General features: G+C 44.0%; 14 protein-coding genes. 13 read left to right on the forward strand and 1 reads right to left on the reverse strand.

The window, feature by feature from the left end; translation table 11 throughout:
• Together GMC92_RS01090 and pulA are read left to right on the forward strand one after the other, a co-directional pair.
• Positions 1–963: a diacylglycerol kinase family lipid kinase gene (locus tag GMC92_RS01090; protein ID WP_003006748.1), complete on the forward strand. Its 963-nt coding sequence runs from the start codon at positions 1–3 to the stop codon at positions 961–963.
• A gap of 78 nt (positions 964–1041) precedes the next feature.
• Positions 1042–3339: a type I pullulanase gene (gene pulA, locus GMC92_RS01095; protein ID WP_155199475.1), complete on the forward strand. Its 2298-nt coding sequence runs from the start codon at positions 1042–1044 to the stop codon at positions 3337–3339.
• A 54-nt stretch (positions 3340–3393) separates the two neighbouring features.
• Here the strand turns inward: pulA and GMC92_RS01100 are convergent, their stop codons facing one another.
• On the reverse strand, positions 3394–5553 hold the full coding sequence (locus GMC92_RS01100; protein WP_338324022.1) for an LTA synthase family protein: 2160 nt from the start codon (positions 5551–5553) through the stop codon (positions 3394–3396).
• A 230-nt stretch (positions 5554–5783) separates the two neighbouring features.
• Between GMC92_RS01100 and GMC92_RS01105 the strand changes: the two genes are divergently transcribed.
• From GMC92_RS01105 to GMC92_RS01155, 11 genes are all read left to right on the forward strand, one after another.
• Positions 5784–6947, forward strand: coding sequence for a class I SAM-dependent rRNA methyltransferase (locus tag GMC92_RS01105; protein WP_155199476.1), 1164 nt, complete (start codon positions 5784–5786; stop codon positions 6945–6947).
• Complete coding sequence (gene aroD, locus GMC92_RS01110) at positions 6944–7621, forward strand: type I 3-dehydroquinate dehydratase (RefSeq protein WP_155199477.1); 678 nt, start codon at positions 6944–6946, stop codon at positions 7619–7621. The genes GMC92_RS01105 and aroD overlap by 4 nt, the downstream gene beginning before the upstream one ends.
• Entirely contained in the window at positions 7611–8483 is an 873-nt protein-coding gene (aroE, locus tag GMC92_RS01115; protein WP_155199478.1) for a shikimate dehydrogenase, read from the forward strand. Before aroD ends, aroE begins: the two co-directional genes overlap by 11 nt.
• 162 nt (positions 8484–8645) lie before the next feature.
• Positions 8646–9719: a 3-dehydroquinate synthase gene (aroB, locus tag GMC92_RS01120; RefSeq protein ID WP_155199479.1), complete on the forward strand. Its 1074-nt coding sequence runs from the start codon at positions 8646–8648 to the stop codon at positions 9717–9719.
• A 6-nt stretch (positions 9720–9725) separates the two neighbouring features.
• Positions 9726–10892: a chorismate synthase gene (gene aroC / locus GMC92_RS01125; protein WP_155199480.1), complete on the forward strand. Its 1167-nt coding sequence runs from the start codon at positions 9726–9728 to the stop codon at positions 10890–10892.
• Between the two features lie 16 nt (positions 10893–10908).
• The gene (locus tag GMC92_RS01130; protein WP_155199481.1) at positions 10909–12015 is read left to right on the forward strand and encodes a prephenate dehydrogenase; all 1107 of its coding nucleotides are present in this window, start codon (positions 10909–10911) and stop codon (positions 12013–12015) included.
• Between the two features lie 100 nt (positions 12016–12115).
• Positions 12116–12454, forward strand: coding sequence for a YlbF/YmcA family competence regulator (locus tag GMC92_RS01135; protein ID WP_003014453.1), 339 nt, complete (start codon positions 12116–12118; stop codon positions 12452–12454).
• A gap of 172 nt (positions 12455–12626) precedes the next feature.
• Positions 12627–13910, forward strand: a complete 1284-nt coding sequence (gene aroA, locus GMC92_RS01140) for a 3-phosphoshikimate 1-carboxyvinyltransferase (RefSeq protein WP_155199482.1) — start codon at positions 12627–12629, stop codon at positions 13908–13910.
• Positions 13903–14388, forward strand: coding sequence for a shikimate kinase (locus GMC92_RS01145; RefSeq protein ID WP_070673935.1), 486 nt, complete (start codon positions 13903–13905; stop codon positions 14386–14388). The genes aroA and GMC92_RS01145 overlap by 8 nt, the downstream gene beginning before the upstream one ends.
• Positions 14379–15233 (forward strand): prephenate dehydratase, encoded by an 855-nt coding sequence (pheA, locus tag GMC92_RS01150; RefSeq protein WP_155199483.1) that lies wholly within the window; start codon positions 14379–14381, stop codon positions 15231–15233. Before GMC92_RS01145 ends, pheA begins: the two co-directional genes overlap by 10 nt.
• Positions 15230–16543: an LCP family protein gene (locus GMC92_RS01155; RefSeq protein ID WP_155199484.1), complete on the forward strand. Its 1314-nt coding sequence runs from the start codon at positions 15230–15232 to the stop codon at positions 16541–16543. The genes pheA and GMC92_RS01155 overlap by 4 nt, the downstream gene beginning before the upstream one ends.
• Positions 16544–16598: the final 55 nt, after the last annotated feature.

Consider the following 16598-nt stretch of genomic DNA (forward strand, 5'->3'; position numbering starts at 1 on the left):
ATGGTAGAACGAATCAAAAAAGCCCGTTTAATTTATAATCCGACCTCTGGGCAAGAAATTATCAAGAAAAATATTGCGGAAGTCTTGGACGTACTCGAAGATGTGGGCTATGAAACTAGCGCTTATCAAACGACTCCAGAACCATTTTCTGCCCAAAATGAAGCAGAAAGAGCCGCTAAGGCAGGCTTTGATTTAATCATTGCTGCTGGTGGAGATGGTACGATTAACGAAGTGGTCAATGGGGTTGCAGGTCTGGAAAATCGTCCGCAGATGGCCTTTATCCCGACCGGTACCACCAATGACTATGCACGTGCCTTGAAGATCCCGATGGGCGATCCTGTGGCAGCTGCCCGCATTATTGAAAAAAATCAAACCATTCAGATGGATATTGGTCGTGCCTATGGCAGTAAGTATTTCATCAACATTGCTGCAGCAGGAACCATGACAGAATTGACCTTCAGTGTTCCAAGTAGTGTTAAATCTCGCTTGGGTTACTTTGCCTATGTGGCAGAAGCTGCTAAAATGTTGCCACGAAACAAGGCTCGTAAGGTGCGGATTGAGCACGACAATGGTGTCTTTGAAGGGCCAGCGTCTATGATTTTTGTGGCTTTGACCAACTCGATTGCTGGTTTTGAAAGTGTTGCGCCAGATGCTAAGCTTGATGATGGGAACTTTACCTTGATTATCGTAAAAACTGCTAAGCTCTTTAACATGTTGTCCTTGATGATTCAGGCCATTAATGGAGGCAAGCATGTGCACGATGAAAATGTAGAATATCTCAAGACCAAGAAGTTGACGATCGAAATGTTAGGGAAAAATGCTCAACCATTCCGCATCAATCTAGATGGGGAATACGGAGGAGATACTCCAGTTGAATTGGAAGTCTTCCATAACCACTTGGAATTCTTTGCAAATATTGATGAAATCAACAACGATGCTTTGGTTCACCCATCTGAAGAATAAAAACAAATAGTTGGAGTCCATTACGTGTTTTACAAGCGGATGGTTCCTTCGGTATTAAATTGGAAATAGGAAAATGTTATGCGACAATACCATGTAAAGCTTCATTTTCATAAGCAAAAAGGAAATTATTTTGCCTATGATATGTGGCAGTGGCAGGATCAAGTAGAAGGAAAATCAGTCTCTTTCTCCAAGTTGGATTATTTTGGAGTAGAGGGAAATCTGGTATACGAGAGTGAGGATGCCTTGAACCGAGGACATGTCTTGGTTAAAGAAGGGGATTGGCTTACTAAAACCCGTGATTTTGAAATCGAACTCTTACCAGAAGGGCATGTTCGAGAAGTATGGATTCTCGATGGAGACGATACAGTCTATTATTCTTTGCAAGCTGCTTTGACGAGTCATGCATACAGCCATCGTCAGCCTCATGCCTACGATATGGCAATGCGCCCTAGAGAGTTTGATGCTAAATGGGCGTATCAAGGATGGCTCGGTCATCGGGAGGAAGAAGGAGAGCATTGCTTTAAACTGTGGGCTCCTACTGCTAAGAAAGTTGAATTGTTGCTCTATCAATCAACAGAATTGGATGCGCCTATTTGGAAAACTATTCCGATGATGCGTGGCAAACAAGAGTCTAGCTACCACCCAGAAAATACCCATGGTGTTTGGATTTTAGATTTTCTTGGAAATTTAAGTGGCATGGCTTATCAATATCGTGTCCATTTTGAACACCATACTCAAGTGACGCGCGATCCTTATAGTATTGCAACGACAGCGGACGGGATGCGCTCTGCCATTCTTTCAAGAGCAGATCGTCAGTTTGATTGGGGTCCTAAAAAAAGTGCCGATGCGACTCCTTGGCGCTTGGATAACCCTTGTCAAGCAGTGATTTATGAGATGCACCTTCGAGATTTGACCAAGTCACCGACTTCAGGTGTGGACGAGTCTTTACGTGGAACCTATCTGGGGGCTTGCCAAGAAGGAACCGTCAATAGCCATGGTGATGCAACTGCCTTTGATTATATCCGTCAGTTAGGGGTCAATGTCGTGCAACTGCAGCCCATCTCTGATCGCTTTAAACAGTACGACGATGAAGGCCAGGTGACCTACAATTGGGGCTACGACGTTCAGAATTATTCTGCACCAGAAACTAGCTTTTCAACGGATCCATCCAATCCGAAACAAACCATGAAAGAGCTCAAAACCATGATCCGGGCTTATCATGAGGCAGGAATTTCTGTGGTCTTGGATGTGGTCTACAATCATATCTATTCGACCGAGCATGGTCCTTTCCAAAATACAGTACCCGATTATTATTACCGGATGGAGCCAGATGGTCGCTTCCAAAATGGGACAGGTGTTGGGAATGAAACAGCTAGTGAGCATGAAATGTACCGCAAGTACATGATTGATTCCCTCACGCATTGGGTCAAAGAGTACCAGATCGATGGTTTCCGCTTTGATTTGATGGGTATTCATGATGTAAGGACCATGAATGCTATTCGGGAAGCAATGGATGTTCTGGATCCTCGCATTCTTCTTTACGGAGAAGGTTGGGATATGGGAACAGGTCTCGCAGCAGAGGACAAGGCTAAGAAAGACAATGCAGCGCAATTGCCACGAATTGGATTCTTCAATGATACGGAGCGCGATGCCATTAAAGGGGCTGAGGTTTATGGTTCCATCAAACGTGGCTTCGTCAGCCGAAAATCGACAGAGAATATCGTTGCGCGTGCTGTTTTAGGTAGTGCAGAACTTGGCAATTATTTAAGTCCGAATCAGGTCTTGAATTATGTGGAGGCTCATGATAATTATAATCTCTATGACTTGCTTCAGACCCTTCATCCGAATGAAGAAGTAGCAGGCTTGGTCAAGCGCTCAGAGTTGGCTACAGCCATGAATCTGCTCTTTCAGGGTATGACCTTCATGCAATTGGGTCAAGAGTTTATGCGGACCAAATTGGTGGCGACAGGTCCTGATGGGGAAATCACACCTTTGGATCGTGAACGGGCCATGAATTCCTACAATGCTCCAGATTTTGTGAATCAGGTCAACTGGGATCTGGTCAGTCAGAACAAGGAATCAATTGCCTATATCCGAAGCTTGATCGCCTTGAAGACAAGTCTTCCTGTCTTAGGACTTGAAAGCTATGATAAAGTCTACCAACAAGTCTTTATTCAATCTGCAACTGATACCAGTGGTCTTGTCATCTATGAACTAACAGGAGACAAGAAGTACTTGGTCATCTTCAACGCCAGCGGACTTCCTTACTACCTCCAAAATTCAAATAAATTGAAATTGATGGTTGGGAATAGTCGTCATAAACGACCATTCTACGTGGAGAATTTAACAGCTTCTGTTTTTGAAGTCCTAGACTAAGTTCTTTTTAAAGAAATCATAAAATCCCTGAGTTTTTAAACTCAGGGATTCTTTTTATTTAGAAGAACTGCTACTGGTCTCTGTTGAGGAAGAACTATCGTCTTCTGGGTGCAATTCTTTATAAGTTGGTGCCTTGAAGAGATCAACGGTAGACTGGTTGCCACGTTGGTTATAAAGGCTGGTTGATTTGTCACCTTTTTCCTTTTCAATCTTCTTCAATGCCTTGAAGGAATTGGTGTAGGAATAATCTTCTGGATTGACTTTTCCAAGATCATTGCCCTTGAAGAAGCGAAGGAGGTCACCGGTCTGGATGCTATCGCTAATCTTCAATTGCAGGTTAGCAGCTTCCCTGATCTTGTCCAGTTCTTCCTTGGTTTTTTCGTCTGGGTTCGTAATTTCCTCACCTGTTTTGGTGTAATAGGTCCGGCCACTATAGCTCGTATACTCTGGAGTTACAAAGTAGTTAGCAGAGCGGAAGGCGACGATTTGATCATGATCTGGTGAGAGCATATCTTGACCAACTTGGAGGAATTTGTTGGATTCAATACCTAGCAAATGTTCCAAGGTTGGGAGCATATCAATTTCGCCACCATAGGTATCAATGATGCCACCCTTATCCATACCTGGAATGACTACCATATAAGGTACTCGTTGCAACATGGCATTGTCATAGCTTGACCACGTTTCAGAGTTCTTACCAAGTAGAGGAGCAAGAGCTGGGTTACGAGAGTTTGAAATTCCGTAGTGGTCCCCATAAAGAACGATGATGGAATTTTTGTAAAGACCAGATTCTTTCAGGTAATCAAAGAAGGCTTTGATCGAAGAATCTAGGTAGTTAGCGGTCGCAAAGTAGCCATTGATGGTTTCGTCCTGTGTCTTAGCTAGAGGGAAGCCAAGATCATCTCCTGACAAGCTGGTCGTATAAGGATAGTGGTTGGAAACCGTAATGAACTTCGTATAGAAAGGTTGTTGCAATCTTTCTAGGTATTTGATGGAATCCTTGAGCATGTATTTGTCATTAAGACCATACTGGAAGGAATTGCTGCTGTTTTGTTTGGTGAAGTAGCTGGCATCAAAGAAGTAATTGTAGCCCCATTGTTTATAGGCGGTATTTCGATTCCAGAAACTTCCAGCATTCCCATGGAAAACAGCGCTCGAGTTGTAACCATTTTTTGAAAGAATAAATGGTGCAGCCTGTTGGGTATTGGTTCCACCATAGTTCACCATAAAGGAACCTTGGTTGAGTCCGAAGAGGCCTGTTTCAATCATGGTCTCAGCATCAGACGTTTTCCCTGCCTTGACTTGGTTAAAGACGTTTGAAAAGGCAAAGGTTTCTTTCGAGTGGTAAAGTGAATTTAAGAAAGGTGTTACTTCATATTCTTTATCATCTACTTTTAACTTGTAATCGATCAAGAATTGTTGGAAACTTTCCAAGTGAATGTAGATGACATTACGGCCTTTGGCCATTCCAAAGTACTCAGGATTAGGCTTGGCGTAATGCTGTTGGATATATTCTTCTACCGGTTTTAGATCTGCTTCGGAAGCTTTGGAACGTTCTTTGTTGGCAACATAGGTCTGATTAGCGCTATACCCCAGAAAGGCTGGTAAGCCTAGGGCACGAACGACATAGTAGTTTGAGAACCCACGAGTCAAGAGCTCAGGTCGATCAATTTCTGCGAGGAAAAGGTTGGCCGAAAAGAGCATGGCCGATAAAGAGGTAACCGCAAAACTAGCTCGTTTATTGAAGGGACGATTGTCCATTCGAATCCATTTCTTAAAGAAGAAGAAAGCGAGAATAGGGAAATCTAGAATGTAGATCACATCCCAAGGGCGGAACAATTCTAAAGCAGCAGCTCCGAGGCCGGCAGAAACCTTGCTGGAAGCCAACATGGTATTGACCGTTACGAAGTCTGTAAACTCTCGATAATAGATGGAATTGGAAATCAACCAAATAAATAAGAGAAGGTAGATCCCAAAGGCCAAACTATAAAAGAGCTTGGTTCGCTTGATATAGAGTGCTAGACCGATGAAGAGCAGACTGATCGGCAATGGGTTGATCACTGCTAGAAAAATCTGATAGGGTCCTTGAATGTCTAAGTTAAAATCAACTGAATAAGCCCACATGGTTTTGAACCAGTAGAGCAACAGAAGGGTCAAGACAAATCCTAGTCTGGTACTCATGAAATTGAGTATCGAATTCGTAATTTTTTTCACAAAATGTTACTTCCTTGTCTTATTTCCTAAAAATTTTCATATACAAGTATACCACAATTTTATGGAGAAAGAAAAAAATGACTGTAAAGGAGAGGAAAGAAATAGGAAAGATCCGGCATTTTATATCATTTGAAGCTAAATGATGAAAGCTAGGATAAAACGGTAAAAAAAGTTCCAGTAAATAAAGCCTCTCTTTGTGAAAACTGCAGACTTTTGCTATAATAGAGGGTATGAAAAAACTCACAGTCAGTCGCCAAGTCGCAACAAAAATCAAACAAGGACAATCCCTTCTTGAAAAGCAAGATTTTGACTCACTTCCTGCTTTGGATCAAGCGGTTCAATTGCTTTCAGGAGATGGACAATCCCTAGGAGTCGGATACTTATCTGAACAAAATAAAGGGATTGGATGGTTTGTTTCACAAGAGTTGGTCGCTTTTGATCAAGACTTTTTTAAAAAGCTTTTCAGTAAGGCCATACAATACCGTCGTTCTTATTATGCGGATGAAACGACGACCGCCTTTCGTCTTTTTAACCAAGAGGGAGATGGTTTTGGTGGCTTTACGGTTGACTTGTATGGTGAGTTTGTTGTCTTTTCTTGGTACAATCCCTTCGTATTTCAGATCAAGGAAACCATTCTAGCGGCCTTTCAAGAGGCTTTTCCAGAAGTTCGAGGCGGCTATGAAAAGATTCGCTTTAAAGGCTTGGACTATGAATCGGCTCATGTCTATGGAGAAGAAGCTCCGCAAGAATTTTTGATTCTTGAAAATGGGGTCTCTTACCAAGTCTTTCTCAATGATGGCTTGATGACGGGAATCTTTTTGGATCAGCATGAAGTTCGAGGTAGCTTAGTAGAGGGCTTAGCAGCTGGCAAGTCCTTGCTCAATATGTTCTCCTATACGGCGGCCTTTTCTGTTGCTGCGGCAATGGGTGGAGCAATTGAGACAACTTCGGTCGATCTGGCTAAGAGAAGTAGAGAATTATCAGAAGCGCATTTTGTGGCAAATGGCTTGGCGCTCGATGCCCATCGTTTTGTCGTGATGGATGTCTTTGACTATTACAAATATGCCAAACGCCATGACCTAAGCTATGATGTGATTGTGCTCGATCCACCTAGCTTTGCGCGGAATAAAAAACGGACATTTTCAGTCGCTAAAGATTACCATCGATTGGTCAGCGAGGCTCTTGAGATTTTAAATCCAGGTGGGACCTTGATTCTCAGTACCAATGCGGCAAATGTGACAAAAGAAAAATTTAAAAAACAAATCGAAAAGGGATTTCAAGGCCGTAAGCATCGCTATGTAGCGGAATACGGACTTCCGGGTGATTTTCGATGGAACAAGAAAGAAGAAAGTAGTAATTACTTAAAAGTATTTACGATTAGGGTGGATGTATGAAGTTAGTTGTTTCGATTATGCCTCGCTCCTTAGAAGAGGCGCAACAACTAGATAGTTCGCGTTACGAGGATGCAGATGTCATTGAGTGGCGTGCGGACTTTTTAGAAAAAAGCGAGATCTTAACCGTTGCTCCAGCAGTATTTGAAAAATTTGCTGGACGCGAGATTTTATTCACCTTGCGGACTCGAGCTGAAGGTGGAGAGATGGAGCTGACCAACGAGGAATATGTTGGAATCCTGAAAGATATTCAATCCATCTATCATCCAGATTATATCGATTTCGAGTTTTATAGTCACCGTGAAGTCTTTGAAGAAATGTTGGAGTTTTCAAATCTTGTGCTCAGCTACCACAATTTCCAAGAGACTCCGGAAAATATGATGGAGATCTTATCGGAATTGACCAGCTTTTCTCCAAAATTAGTCAAGGTATCCGTTATGGCCCACAATGAACAAGATGTCCTTGATTTGATGAATTATACGCGTGGTTTCAAGACGCTGAATCCTGAGCAAGAGTATGTAACGATTTCCATGGGTAAGGTCGGGAAGATTTCGCGCTTGACAGCTGATTTGACAGGTTCTTCCTGGTCTTATGCTAGAGTTGGAGAGGAAAGCGCCCCAGGTCAAATTCCTCTTGAAAATATGAGAAGAATTCGGGAGTTATTGAATGAAGATTGACGGATATACTCGGATGGCAGCGGTCATTGCCCATCCCATTCGTCATAGTATCTCTCCTTTCATCCATAATCTAGCCTATGAATTAACAGCGACCAATGCTGCTTATCTAGCTTGGGATATTGCTGAAGAAGACTTAGAAAGCACCATCAGCCAAATTCGTAAGTTGGATATGATTGGGGCCAATATCTCCATGCCCTACAAGCAGAAGGTCTTTCCTTATTTAGATGAAGTGGATGAGATGGCTCGAAAGATCGGCTCTGTCAATACTATCATTCACCGCAATGGTAAGCTTAAAGGCTATAATACGGATGGGATTGGTTTCTTTCGTAGTTTACCTCCTGCTTTCTCTATTAAGGGAAAAACAATGGTTCTCTTAGGTGCAGGTGGTGCAGCTTTAGCGATTATTACACAGGCCATTCATCTAGGAGTAAAACGTATCCTTGTCTTTGTGAGAGAGGAAAGATTGGTTCATTATCGTTCAATAGTTCAGTTGATTGAAGATGGCTTTGATTTCTTGATAGAATTGTATGCGATTGAGAAAGATGAAGATGTTCAAAGCTCCTTTAATCAAGCCGATCTCATCTTAAATGCGACTGGTGTAGGCATGGATAGTGAGTCTCTTCCGATACCGAGTCACTTGACCTTTCCCCCACAGGCCTTAATCGTAGAGATGGCCTACTATCCGGCAGTGACCCCCTTTCTGCAATTAGCAGTGAATCAAGGAAACCAGAGGGTAAATGGGCTGGGAATGCTCTTTTATCAAGCTGAAGCTGCCTTTGAATTAATGACTGGGAAAGTATTTCCTACAGAGTCTGTATGGGAAGCATTGACAACAGAATATCGCCAATTTGTATGTGACTAAGAGAGGGGTTTACCTTTTCCTATTGAAAAAGCTTTATGAGATTAGAACAAGACCTGATTTTTAAAAAAACAGTCTTGCTCTAGTCTCTTTTTCATTTTGATTGAGACATGTGCCCTATTTCATGATAAGATAGAATCAAAGAAAAACGTGAAGGAGATTCCTATGAACGTATCGGTACCTATTCCAGGACATTCCTATGATATTGTGATTGAAAGAGGTGGTCTCAACCAGGTTGGAGATTGGTTGCGCACTCTTTGGGGCGATAAAAAAGTCGCTATCATTTCCGATAACCGCGTGGCTAAGCTATATGCCTCTATCGTAGAGAAGAGCCTTGAGAAAGCTGGTTTTCAAGTGGTGCGCTTTGAGTTTCTTCAAGGGGAAGCCAGTAAGAATCTAACCACTGTTTCAAAAGTCTATGACTTTCTAGCTACCCAGGGCATGACGCGCAGTGATGGAATCGTTGCTCTTGGGGGTGGCGTAGTTGGTGATTTGGCTGGTTTTGCTGCCTCGACCTATATGCGGGGAATTTCCTTTGTTCAGATCCCGACTAGCTTGACCGCACAGGTGGATTCTTCTATCGGGGGAAAGACGGGAGTCAACACAGCACTTGCTAAAAACATGGTAGGAACTTTTGCCCAACCAGATGGTGTGTTTATTGATCCTGAAGTGTTGAGCACCTTGGGGCAACGTGAATTGATCGAGGGGATGGGCGAAGTCATCAAGTACGGTCTCATCCAAGATACTGAACTTTGGGAAGAATTGGAAGCCATGGAGGGTTCTGTCCAGAGTATTTTAGAGCATGCAGAGAGCATCATTTCTCATTCTTGCCTGGTCAAGCGAGACCATGTTGTGGCAGATGAGCTGGACAATGGCATTCGACTGTATCTTAATTTTGGTCATACCATTGGGCATGCCATTGAAGCGACAGCTGGTTATGGGCAGGTTATGCATGGAGAAGCTGTCAGTATGGGTATGGTGCAGCTGTCCCGAGTTGCAGAAGAAAAGGGCTTGATGCCAAAGGGAATTACTCAAAAAATCGAAGAAATGTGCCGGAAATTTGGCCTTCCTGTGACCTATGAGAACTGGGATAAAGAAGCCCTTTATCAAGTCTTGACCCATGACAAAAAGGCGCGTGGGACGAACTTGAAATTAGTCATTGTTCCAGAGTTGGGGCAAGCAGCGATTCATCAAATCCCTCTTCAAGAAATGAAGGACTTTTTAGAAAGAAAGGAATAAGGTCGTATGAGATATTTAACAGCAGGAGAGTCCCATGGGCCTCGACTGACAGCCATCATCGAGGGGGTTCCGGCAGGCCTTCCTTTATCTGAAGAGGATATTAATAAAGAGCTCAAACGTCGACAAGGTGGCTATGGTCGTGGTGCTCGGATGAAAATCGAGAGTGACCGTGTCGAGATCACTTCAGGGGTCCGTCATGGCTTGACCATGGGAGGTCCGATTACGCTGAACGTGACCAATCTGGATCACCAAAAATGGCTGGAGATCATGAATGTAGCACCGGTCGAAGAGAAAAAGAAAAATCTGCGTAAGATCACCAAGCCACGTCCTGGTCATGCCGATCTAGTCGGAGGGATGAAATACCGTTTTGACGATCTTCGTAATTCCTTAGAGCGTTCTTCTGCCCGTGAGACGACCATGCGTGTAGCCGTTGGTGCGGTTGCTAAACGGATTTTAGAAGAGATTGGCGTTGAAGTGGCCAGCCACATTGTGAATTTTGGGGGAATCGAGATTGCAATTCCCGAGAATCTAACCGTTTCAGAAATCAAGGAAAAGGCAGCGAAGTCGGAAGTTTCGATTGTTGTGCCAGAACAAGAAGAAGCCGTTAAGGCTTACATTGACCAAGTGAAAAAAGATGGTGATACCATCGGGGGAATTATGGAAACCTTGGTTGGTGGTGTGCCTGTTGGACTAGGATCCTATGTGCAATGGGACAAGAAATTGGACGCTAAAATCGCTCAAGGGGTGGTCTCTATCAATGCCTTTAAGGGAGTGGAGTTTGGTCTTGGTTTTGAAGCAGGTCGCCTAAAAGGGAGTCAAGTCATGGATGAAATCATCTGGTCTCAGGACACTGGCTATACCCGTCGCACCAATAATCTTGGTGGTTTTGAAGGGGGCATGACCAACGGTGAGCCCATTCTGGTTCGTGGCGTCATGAAGCCTATTCCGACCCTCTACAAACCTTTGATGAGTGTGGATATTGAAACCCATGAGCCTTATAAGGCAACAGTTGAGCGCAGCGATCCAACGGCTCTACCAGCTGCAGGTGTGGTAATGGAAGCAGTGGTCGCAACAGTCCTTGCTAAAGAAGTGCTTGAAAAATTCTCATCCGATAACTTGGAAGAATTGAAAGAAGCCGTTGCCAAGCACCGGGAATTTACTAAGAATTTTTAAGAGAAAGAGTTTTCCTTTGGAGAAGAAAGTTGTATATATTGCAGGCTTGGGCTTGATTGGCGCATCCCTCGCGCTAGGGATTAAAAGGGCCCACCCAAATGTGACCATTCTTGGCTACAATCGGAGTGAAGCCTCTAGAACCATCGCCCTTGAAAGAGGAATGGTGGATCAAGTGACGGATGATTTCGCATCCTTTGCCCCTTTAGCGGATATCATTATTTTGGCCCTTCCCATCAAGCAAACCAAGTCTTACTTAGAAACCTTAGCTGGCCTGAATTTGAAAGACCAGGTACTGGTGACTGATGCAGGCTCTACCAAGGCAGAAATTGTCGCACAAGCTGAAAAAGTGTTTACAGATAAGGATGTACGCTTTGTGGGAGGACACCCCATGGCTGGTAGTCATAAGACAGGTGCTGCAGCAGCAGATGCAACCTTATTTGAAAATGCCTATTATATTTTCACTCCTTCCAGCTTGACGACAGGAGGTGCCATGGAAGAGTTGAAAGAGCTTCTGAGTAGATTGGGATCCCGCTTTATTGAAATCAATGCCGAGGAACATGATCGGGTGACTTCCCAGATCAGTCATTTTCCTCATATTTTAGCCTCGACTCTAGTCGAGCAGGCCGTAGCTTATGGGGAAGAGCATGAAATGACTCGCCGTTTTGCGGCTGGTGGCTTTCGGGATATGACACGGATTGCGGAAAGTGAGCCAGGCATGTGGACTTCTATTCTCTTGTCCAACCCTCAAGCTATATTAGAGCGGATTGCAGATTTCAAAGAGCGTTTGGATCAAGTGGCTGAGACCATTCAAACAGATAACGAAGAGGCTATTTGGTCCTTTTTCCAAGAAGGGCGCAAGCACCGAAAAGAAATGCAGATCCATCAGCGTGCTGGACGTGATAGTGCCTATGATCTCTTTATCGATGTCCCCGATCAGGAAGGTGTGATCCTCGAAATCTTACAACTCCTACAAGGGATTTCCTTGGTTAATATTCACATCAATGAAGAGAATCGGGAAGATATCCACGGGATTTTGCAGCTGACCTTTAAAAATGCAGAGGATCAGGAGCGGGCTCAAAAATTGATCAGCCAGGCGACGTCTTATACCGTCCTTGCTCGCTAGTTCTACAGAAGGATTTGCATCAAAAGGCCTGCTTCATTTTAGGAATATTGAAGGAAAAGCAGTATAATAGAAGTATCTTATCAGTAAAGGAGCCTAGAAAATGGCAAATATTTATGATGTAGCAAACGAACTCTCACGGACCCTACGAGACCTTCCTGAATATAAGGCTGTCGTAGAAAGCAAGCAAGCAATCGAAGCAAATCCAGAAGCGAAAACGCTGTTTGACGAATACGTCGCTTTCCAAAATCAACTGCAAGGCTTGATGCAATCCGGTCAACTTCCAACAGAAGCTGTGCAACAAGAAATGAAGGACTATATGGAAAAAATCCAAGCAAGTCCGATTGTGAATGAATTTTTCACTAAACAACAGCAATTGTCTATTTATCTTGCAGATCTTGAAAAGATCATCTTTGAGCCGATTCAAGATTTATACAAGTAGAAATTTCTACCAGAGTTGTCATTTCGACTCTGGTATTTTCGTTCGCCACTAGAGGAAAACAAGCTCAAAAAATGCTTAGAAACATTCGTTTTTTGTTCCAAATTTTTGATCAAAAATTGAATTCATGTCCTATTTATGATAGAATATGTGGAAAAGCACTCTGGAGATGGCAATGAAATTAAGAACCAATAGCAAGGGTCTAAAGGGAACCATTCGTGTCCCTGGTGACAAATCCATCAGTCACCGATCCATTATTTTTGGAAGTCTTGCAAAGGGCGAAACAAAGGTCTATGATATCTTGCGAGGCGAAGATGTGCTTTCTACCATCCAGGTGTTTCGAGACTTGGGAGTTTCTATCCAAGATGATGGGGATGTGATTCGGATTCAAGGAGTAGGCTTTCAAGGTCTGCAAGCCCCGACATCTCCCCTTGATATGGGCAATTCAGGAACTTCTATTCGTTTGATCTCAGGTGTACTAGCAGGTCAGGATTTTGCAGTGACCATGGTCGGAGACGACAGTCTTTCCAAACGGCCCATGGATCGTGTCGCAATCCCACTGCGTCAGATGGGAGTAGAGATTGCTGGTCAGGGAGAGCGCAATTGCCCACCTTTACATGAAAAAGGAACCCATCAGCTCCAACCGATTCATTACCGTTTGCCAGTGGCATCGGCCCAAGTCAAGTCTGCCCTCATTTTTGCGGCTTTACAGGCTGAGGGTGAATCGACGATTATCGAGAAGGAAAAGACGCGTGACCATACGGAGGATATGATTCGCCAATTTGGTGGAGAGATCCAAGTGGATGGAAAAATCATCCGCATCCAAGGTGGACAAGAGTTCCAAGGTCAAGAAGTCATCGTTCCTGGAGATATTTCCAGTGCAGCCTTTTGGTTAGTGGCTGGCCTCATTTTGCCAGAGAGTGTGATCAAGATTGAAAATGTTGGCATCAACCAAACGCGGACAGGGATTCTCGAAGTGATTCAAGAAATGGGGGGAGATCTCACCATGGAGGATCGCGATGAAAAAGCGGTCTCTGCAAGTCTCACTGTTAAGACTTCGTCCTTAAAAGGGATTCGGATTGATGGGGAGTTGATTCCACGCTTGATTGATGAATTGCCGATTATTGCCTTACTAGCGACACAAGCAAATGGTCAAACCGTGATTGCGGATGCTGAGGAGCTTCGTGTGAAAGAAACGGACCGCATCCAGGTCGTGGCAGATAGCCTCAATGCTATGGGAGCCACTGTCGTGCCGACGGAAGACGGCATGATCATCACTGGACCGACTCCCCTACATGGAGCAGACATAGAGACCTTTGGAGATCACCGGATTGGGATGATGGCTGCCATTGCTGCCTTATTAGTGAGTGAAGGAAATGTGATGCTGGATCGGGCAGAGGCCATTAACACCAGTTACCCTAGTTTTTTTGAAGATTTGGAGACCTTACTGCATGGCTAAAATTTTACTTGGTTTTATGGGAACAGGTAAAACGACCGTTGGTCGCATTCTTGATCCAAAGTTCCATGATATGGATGAATTAATTGTTGAAGAGATCGGTATGTCGATCAATGACTATTTCGCAGTGGAAGGAGAAGCAGCCTTTCGTCGTCGCGAGGCTGAAATGCTGGAGCGTTTATTGGAAAATGAAGCGGCTATTATTTCTCCTGGAGGCGGGATTGTGGTCAATCCTCATAACCGTGCACTCTTGGAAAAAAATCCTCACAACATTTATCTGCGGGTAGATTTTGAAACCTTGTACAGCCGGATTCAAAATGACAAAGCCATGCAACGTCCCCTCTTTTTAAACAACACCAAAGAAGAATTTAAGAAGATTTTTGATGGACGTTTGCCTTTGTATGAGGATATTGCTACCCATATTGTGGATGTTGAGGACAAAACACCTGAAGAAATTGCGGAGATCATTCGATGCTTGTAGGCTATCTTGGTCCCAAGGGATCTTTTACCCATGATGTGGCCACTCATAGCTTTCCAACTTCTGAACGCATTGCCTATCGGACGATCACAGATGTCATCAAAGCTTATGAGAATCAAGAGATCGATTTTGCAGTCGTCCCAGTTGAGAACTCGATTGAAGGCAGTGTCCATGAGACCATTGATTACCTCTTTCATCAAGGGACCATCCAGGCCGTTGCAGAAGTGGTCTATCCCATCAAGCAACAGCTCTTGGTGGCTAAAAAAGACCGCCCCATTCGAACGGTCTATTCGCATCCACAGGCCTTGGCCCAAGGGAAGGCTTTTCTAAGGGCCCATTATCCAGATGCGGCTATGGAAATGACGGCTTCAACAGCCTATGCGGCTCGCTATGTGGCAGAGCATCCAGACTTGGAAATTGCAGCGATTGCCCCTCTGGCAGCAGCCAGTGAGTATGGCTTGGAAGTCCAGGCCAAAGATATTCAAGAAATCGAGGACAATTATACACGTTTTTGGATTTTAGGGGCAACAGAGCCAGCGATCTCAGAAACTTTAAGTTCCTCCCTTCAAAAAGTTAGCTTGGCCTTGACCTTACCAAGTAACTTGGCAGGAGCCCTCTATAAAGGCTTGTCCACCTTTGCTTGGCGGGGGATCAATTTAACCAAGATTGAAAGTCGTCCCTTAAAAACAGCTTTAGGAGAATACTTTTTCATTATTGACCTCCTAAATGAAGCGCCTGACCTTCTGCAATTTGCCTATCAAGAATTAGACAGTTTGGGCATTCAGACAAAAGTTTTAGGTCAGTATCAGGTCTATACCTTAAAAGATAACGGAATGGAGAAAAGATGAGTAACGAATCCAACTTTCTATCTCACCATGAGCGAAAGCGATTAGAGTACTTATACTCAAATTTTCATTATTTGAATGAACGAGAACAACTAGAATACAATTACCTGCTCAAGAAGAGCCAAGGAGCTTATGAGGAAGCAGAAGCCCTTCAACCTGAGGTAGATGCTACAGAAGAAGTGCAAGGTGAGATTGCTGAACCAATTGGGGATCTCCCTGTTTACCAATCACGTAGCAAAAAGTCTAAGAAGAAAGCAGTTGCTGCGACGAGCGATATACCTAAGAAACCACGGAAAAAGATCCGCGTCAAGCGGATCCTCAAGTGGATTGCTCTCTTTTTCTTGCTCATTATCGGTGGCATGGTCTTCATGTTTGTGAAAGGCCTCAACAGTAAGCCGACAGGTCCAGATGCCAAACCAGCTGTCGTTGAGAAATTTAACGGCAAGAAGTCGCGAGATGGAGTCAATATCCTGATCTTGGGGACAGATGGTCGGATCGGTGAGAAATCGGATGAGACACGGACAGACTCCATCATGGTAGTTAATGTCAATAACAAAGAAGGTAAGATCAAGATGGTCAGCTTCATGCGGGATACACTGGTCCATATCGATGGTGTCAGCCAGCAAAATATTCCTGAATATGATGGCTACTACGACCAGAAGCTCAATACGGCCTTCACCATCGGGGAGCAAAATAACAACCAAGGGGCTGAATTGGTGCGTCAGATGCTCAAAGACAACTTTGACATTGACATCCAATATTATGCCATGGTCGATTTCAAGACCTTTGCGACAGCGATCGATACGCTCTTCCCAAACGGGGTCGAGATGAATGCGCAATTTTCAACGGTTGATGGCGAAAAGGTCAGTGAAGTAGAAGTACCAGATGATTTGAACATGAAAGACGGTGTCGTTCCGCAGCAAACCATCAAGGTTGGAAAACAACGGATGGATGGCCGGACCCTTCTCAATTACTCACGTTTCCGCAAGGATGATGAAGGAGACTTTGGTCGGACCCGTCGCCAACAAGAGGTCATGTCCGCTATCATGCATCAGATCAAGGATCCAACCAAACTCTTTACGGGATCTGAAGCCCTTGGGAAAGTCTTTGCCATGACGTCTACCAATGTTCCTTTCTCCTTCCTATTGACCAATGGACTTGGACTAGTCGGAAGTGCTGGAAAAGGAATTGAACGAGTGACCATCCCAGAAAATGGGGATTGGGTCGATGCCTACGATATGTACGGTGGCCAAGGCTTGCTGGTCGATTTCGATGCTTACAAAAAGAAATTGTACCAAATGGGACTGAGATGATATAATAAGGGGATAGGAGTTTTGAACTCCACCCCTTTTAATTTGTAGAAAGATA

The sequence above is a fragment of the Streptococcus parasanguinis genome (assembly GCF_009717775.1).
Lineage (GTDB): Bacteria > Bacillota > Bacilli > Lactobacillales > Streptococcaceae > Streptococcus > Streptococcus parasanguinis_AG.

Excerpts from the sequence above, each read along its gene's own strand:
- GMC92_RS01090 (WP_003006748.1), top strand. The coding sequence starts at position 1 with ATGGTAGAACGAATCAAAAAAGCCCGTTTAATTTATAATCCGACCTCT.
- pulA (WP_155199475.1), top strand. The coding sequence starts at position 1,042 with ATGCGACAATACCATGTAAAGCTTCATTTTCATAAGCAAAAAGGAAAT.
- GMC92_RS01105 (WP_155199476.1), top strand. The coding sequence starts at position 5,784 with ATGAAAAAACTCACAGTCAGTCGCCAAGTCGCAACAAAAATCAAACAA.
- aroD (WP_155199477.1), top strand. The coding sequence starts at position 6,944 with ATGAAGTTAGTTGTTTCGATTATGCCTCGCTCCTTAGAAGAGGCGCAA.
- aroE (WP_155199478.1), top strand. The coding sequence starts at position 7,611 with ATGAAGATTGACGGATATACTCGGATGGCAGCGGTCATTGCCCATCCC.
- aroB (WP_155199479.1), top strand. The coding sequence starts at position 8,646 with ATGAACGTATCGGTACCTATTCCAGGACATTCCTATGATATTGTGATT.
- aroC (WP_155199480.1), top strand. The coding sequence starts at position 9,726 with ATGAGATATTTAACAGCAGGAGAGTCCCATGGGCCTCGACTGACAGCC.
- GMC92_RS01135 (WP_003014453.1), top strand. The coding sequence starts at position 12,116 with ATGGCAAATATTTATGATGTAGCAAACGAACTCTCACGGACCCTACGA.
- aroA (WP_155199482.1), top strand. The coding sequence starts at position 12,627 with ATGAAATTAAGAACCAATAGCAAGGGTCTAAAGGGAACCATTCGTGTC.
- GMC92_RS01145 (WP_070673935.1), top strand. The coding sequence starts at position 13,903 with ATGGCTAAAATTTTACTTGGTTTTATGGGAACAGGTAAAACGACCGTT.
- pheA (WP_155199483.1), top strand. The coding sequence starts at position 14,379 with ATGCTTGTAGGCTATCTTGGTCCCAAGGGATCTTTTACCCATGATGTG.
- GMC92_RS01155 (WP_155199484.1), top strand. The coding sequence starts at position 15,230 with ATGAGTAACGAATCCAACTTTCTATCTCACCATGAGCGAAAGCGATTA.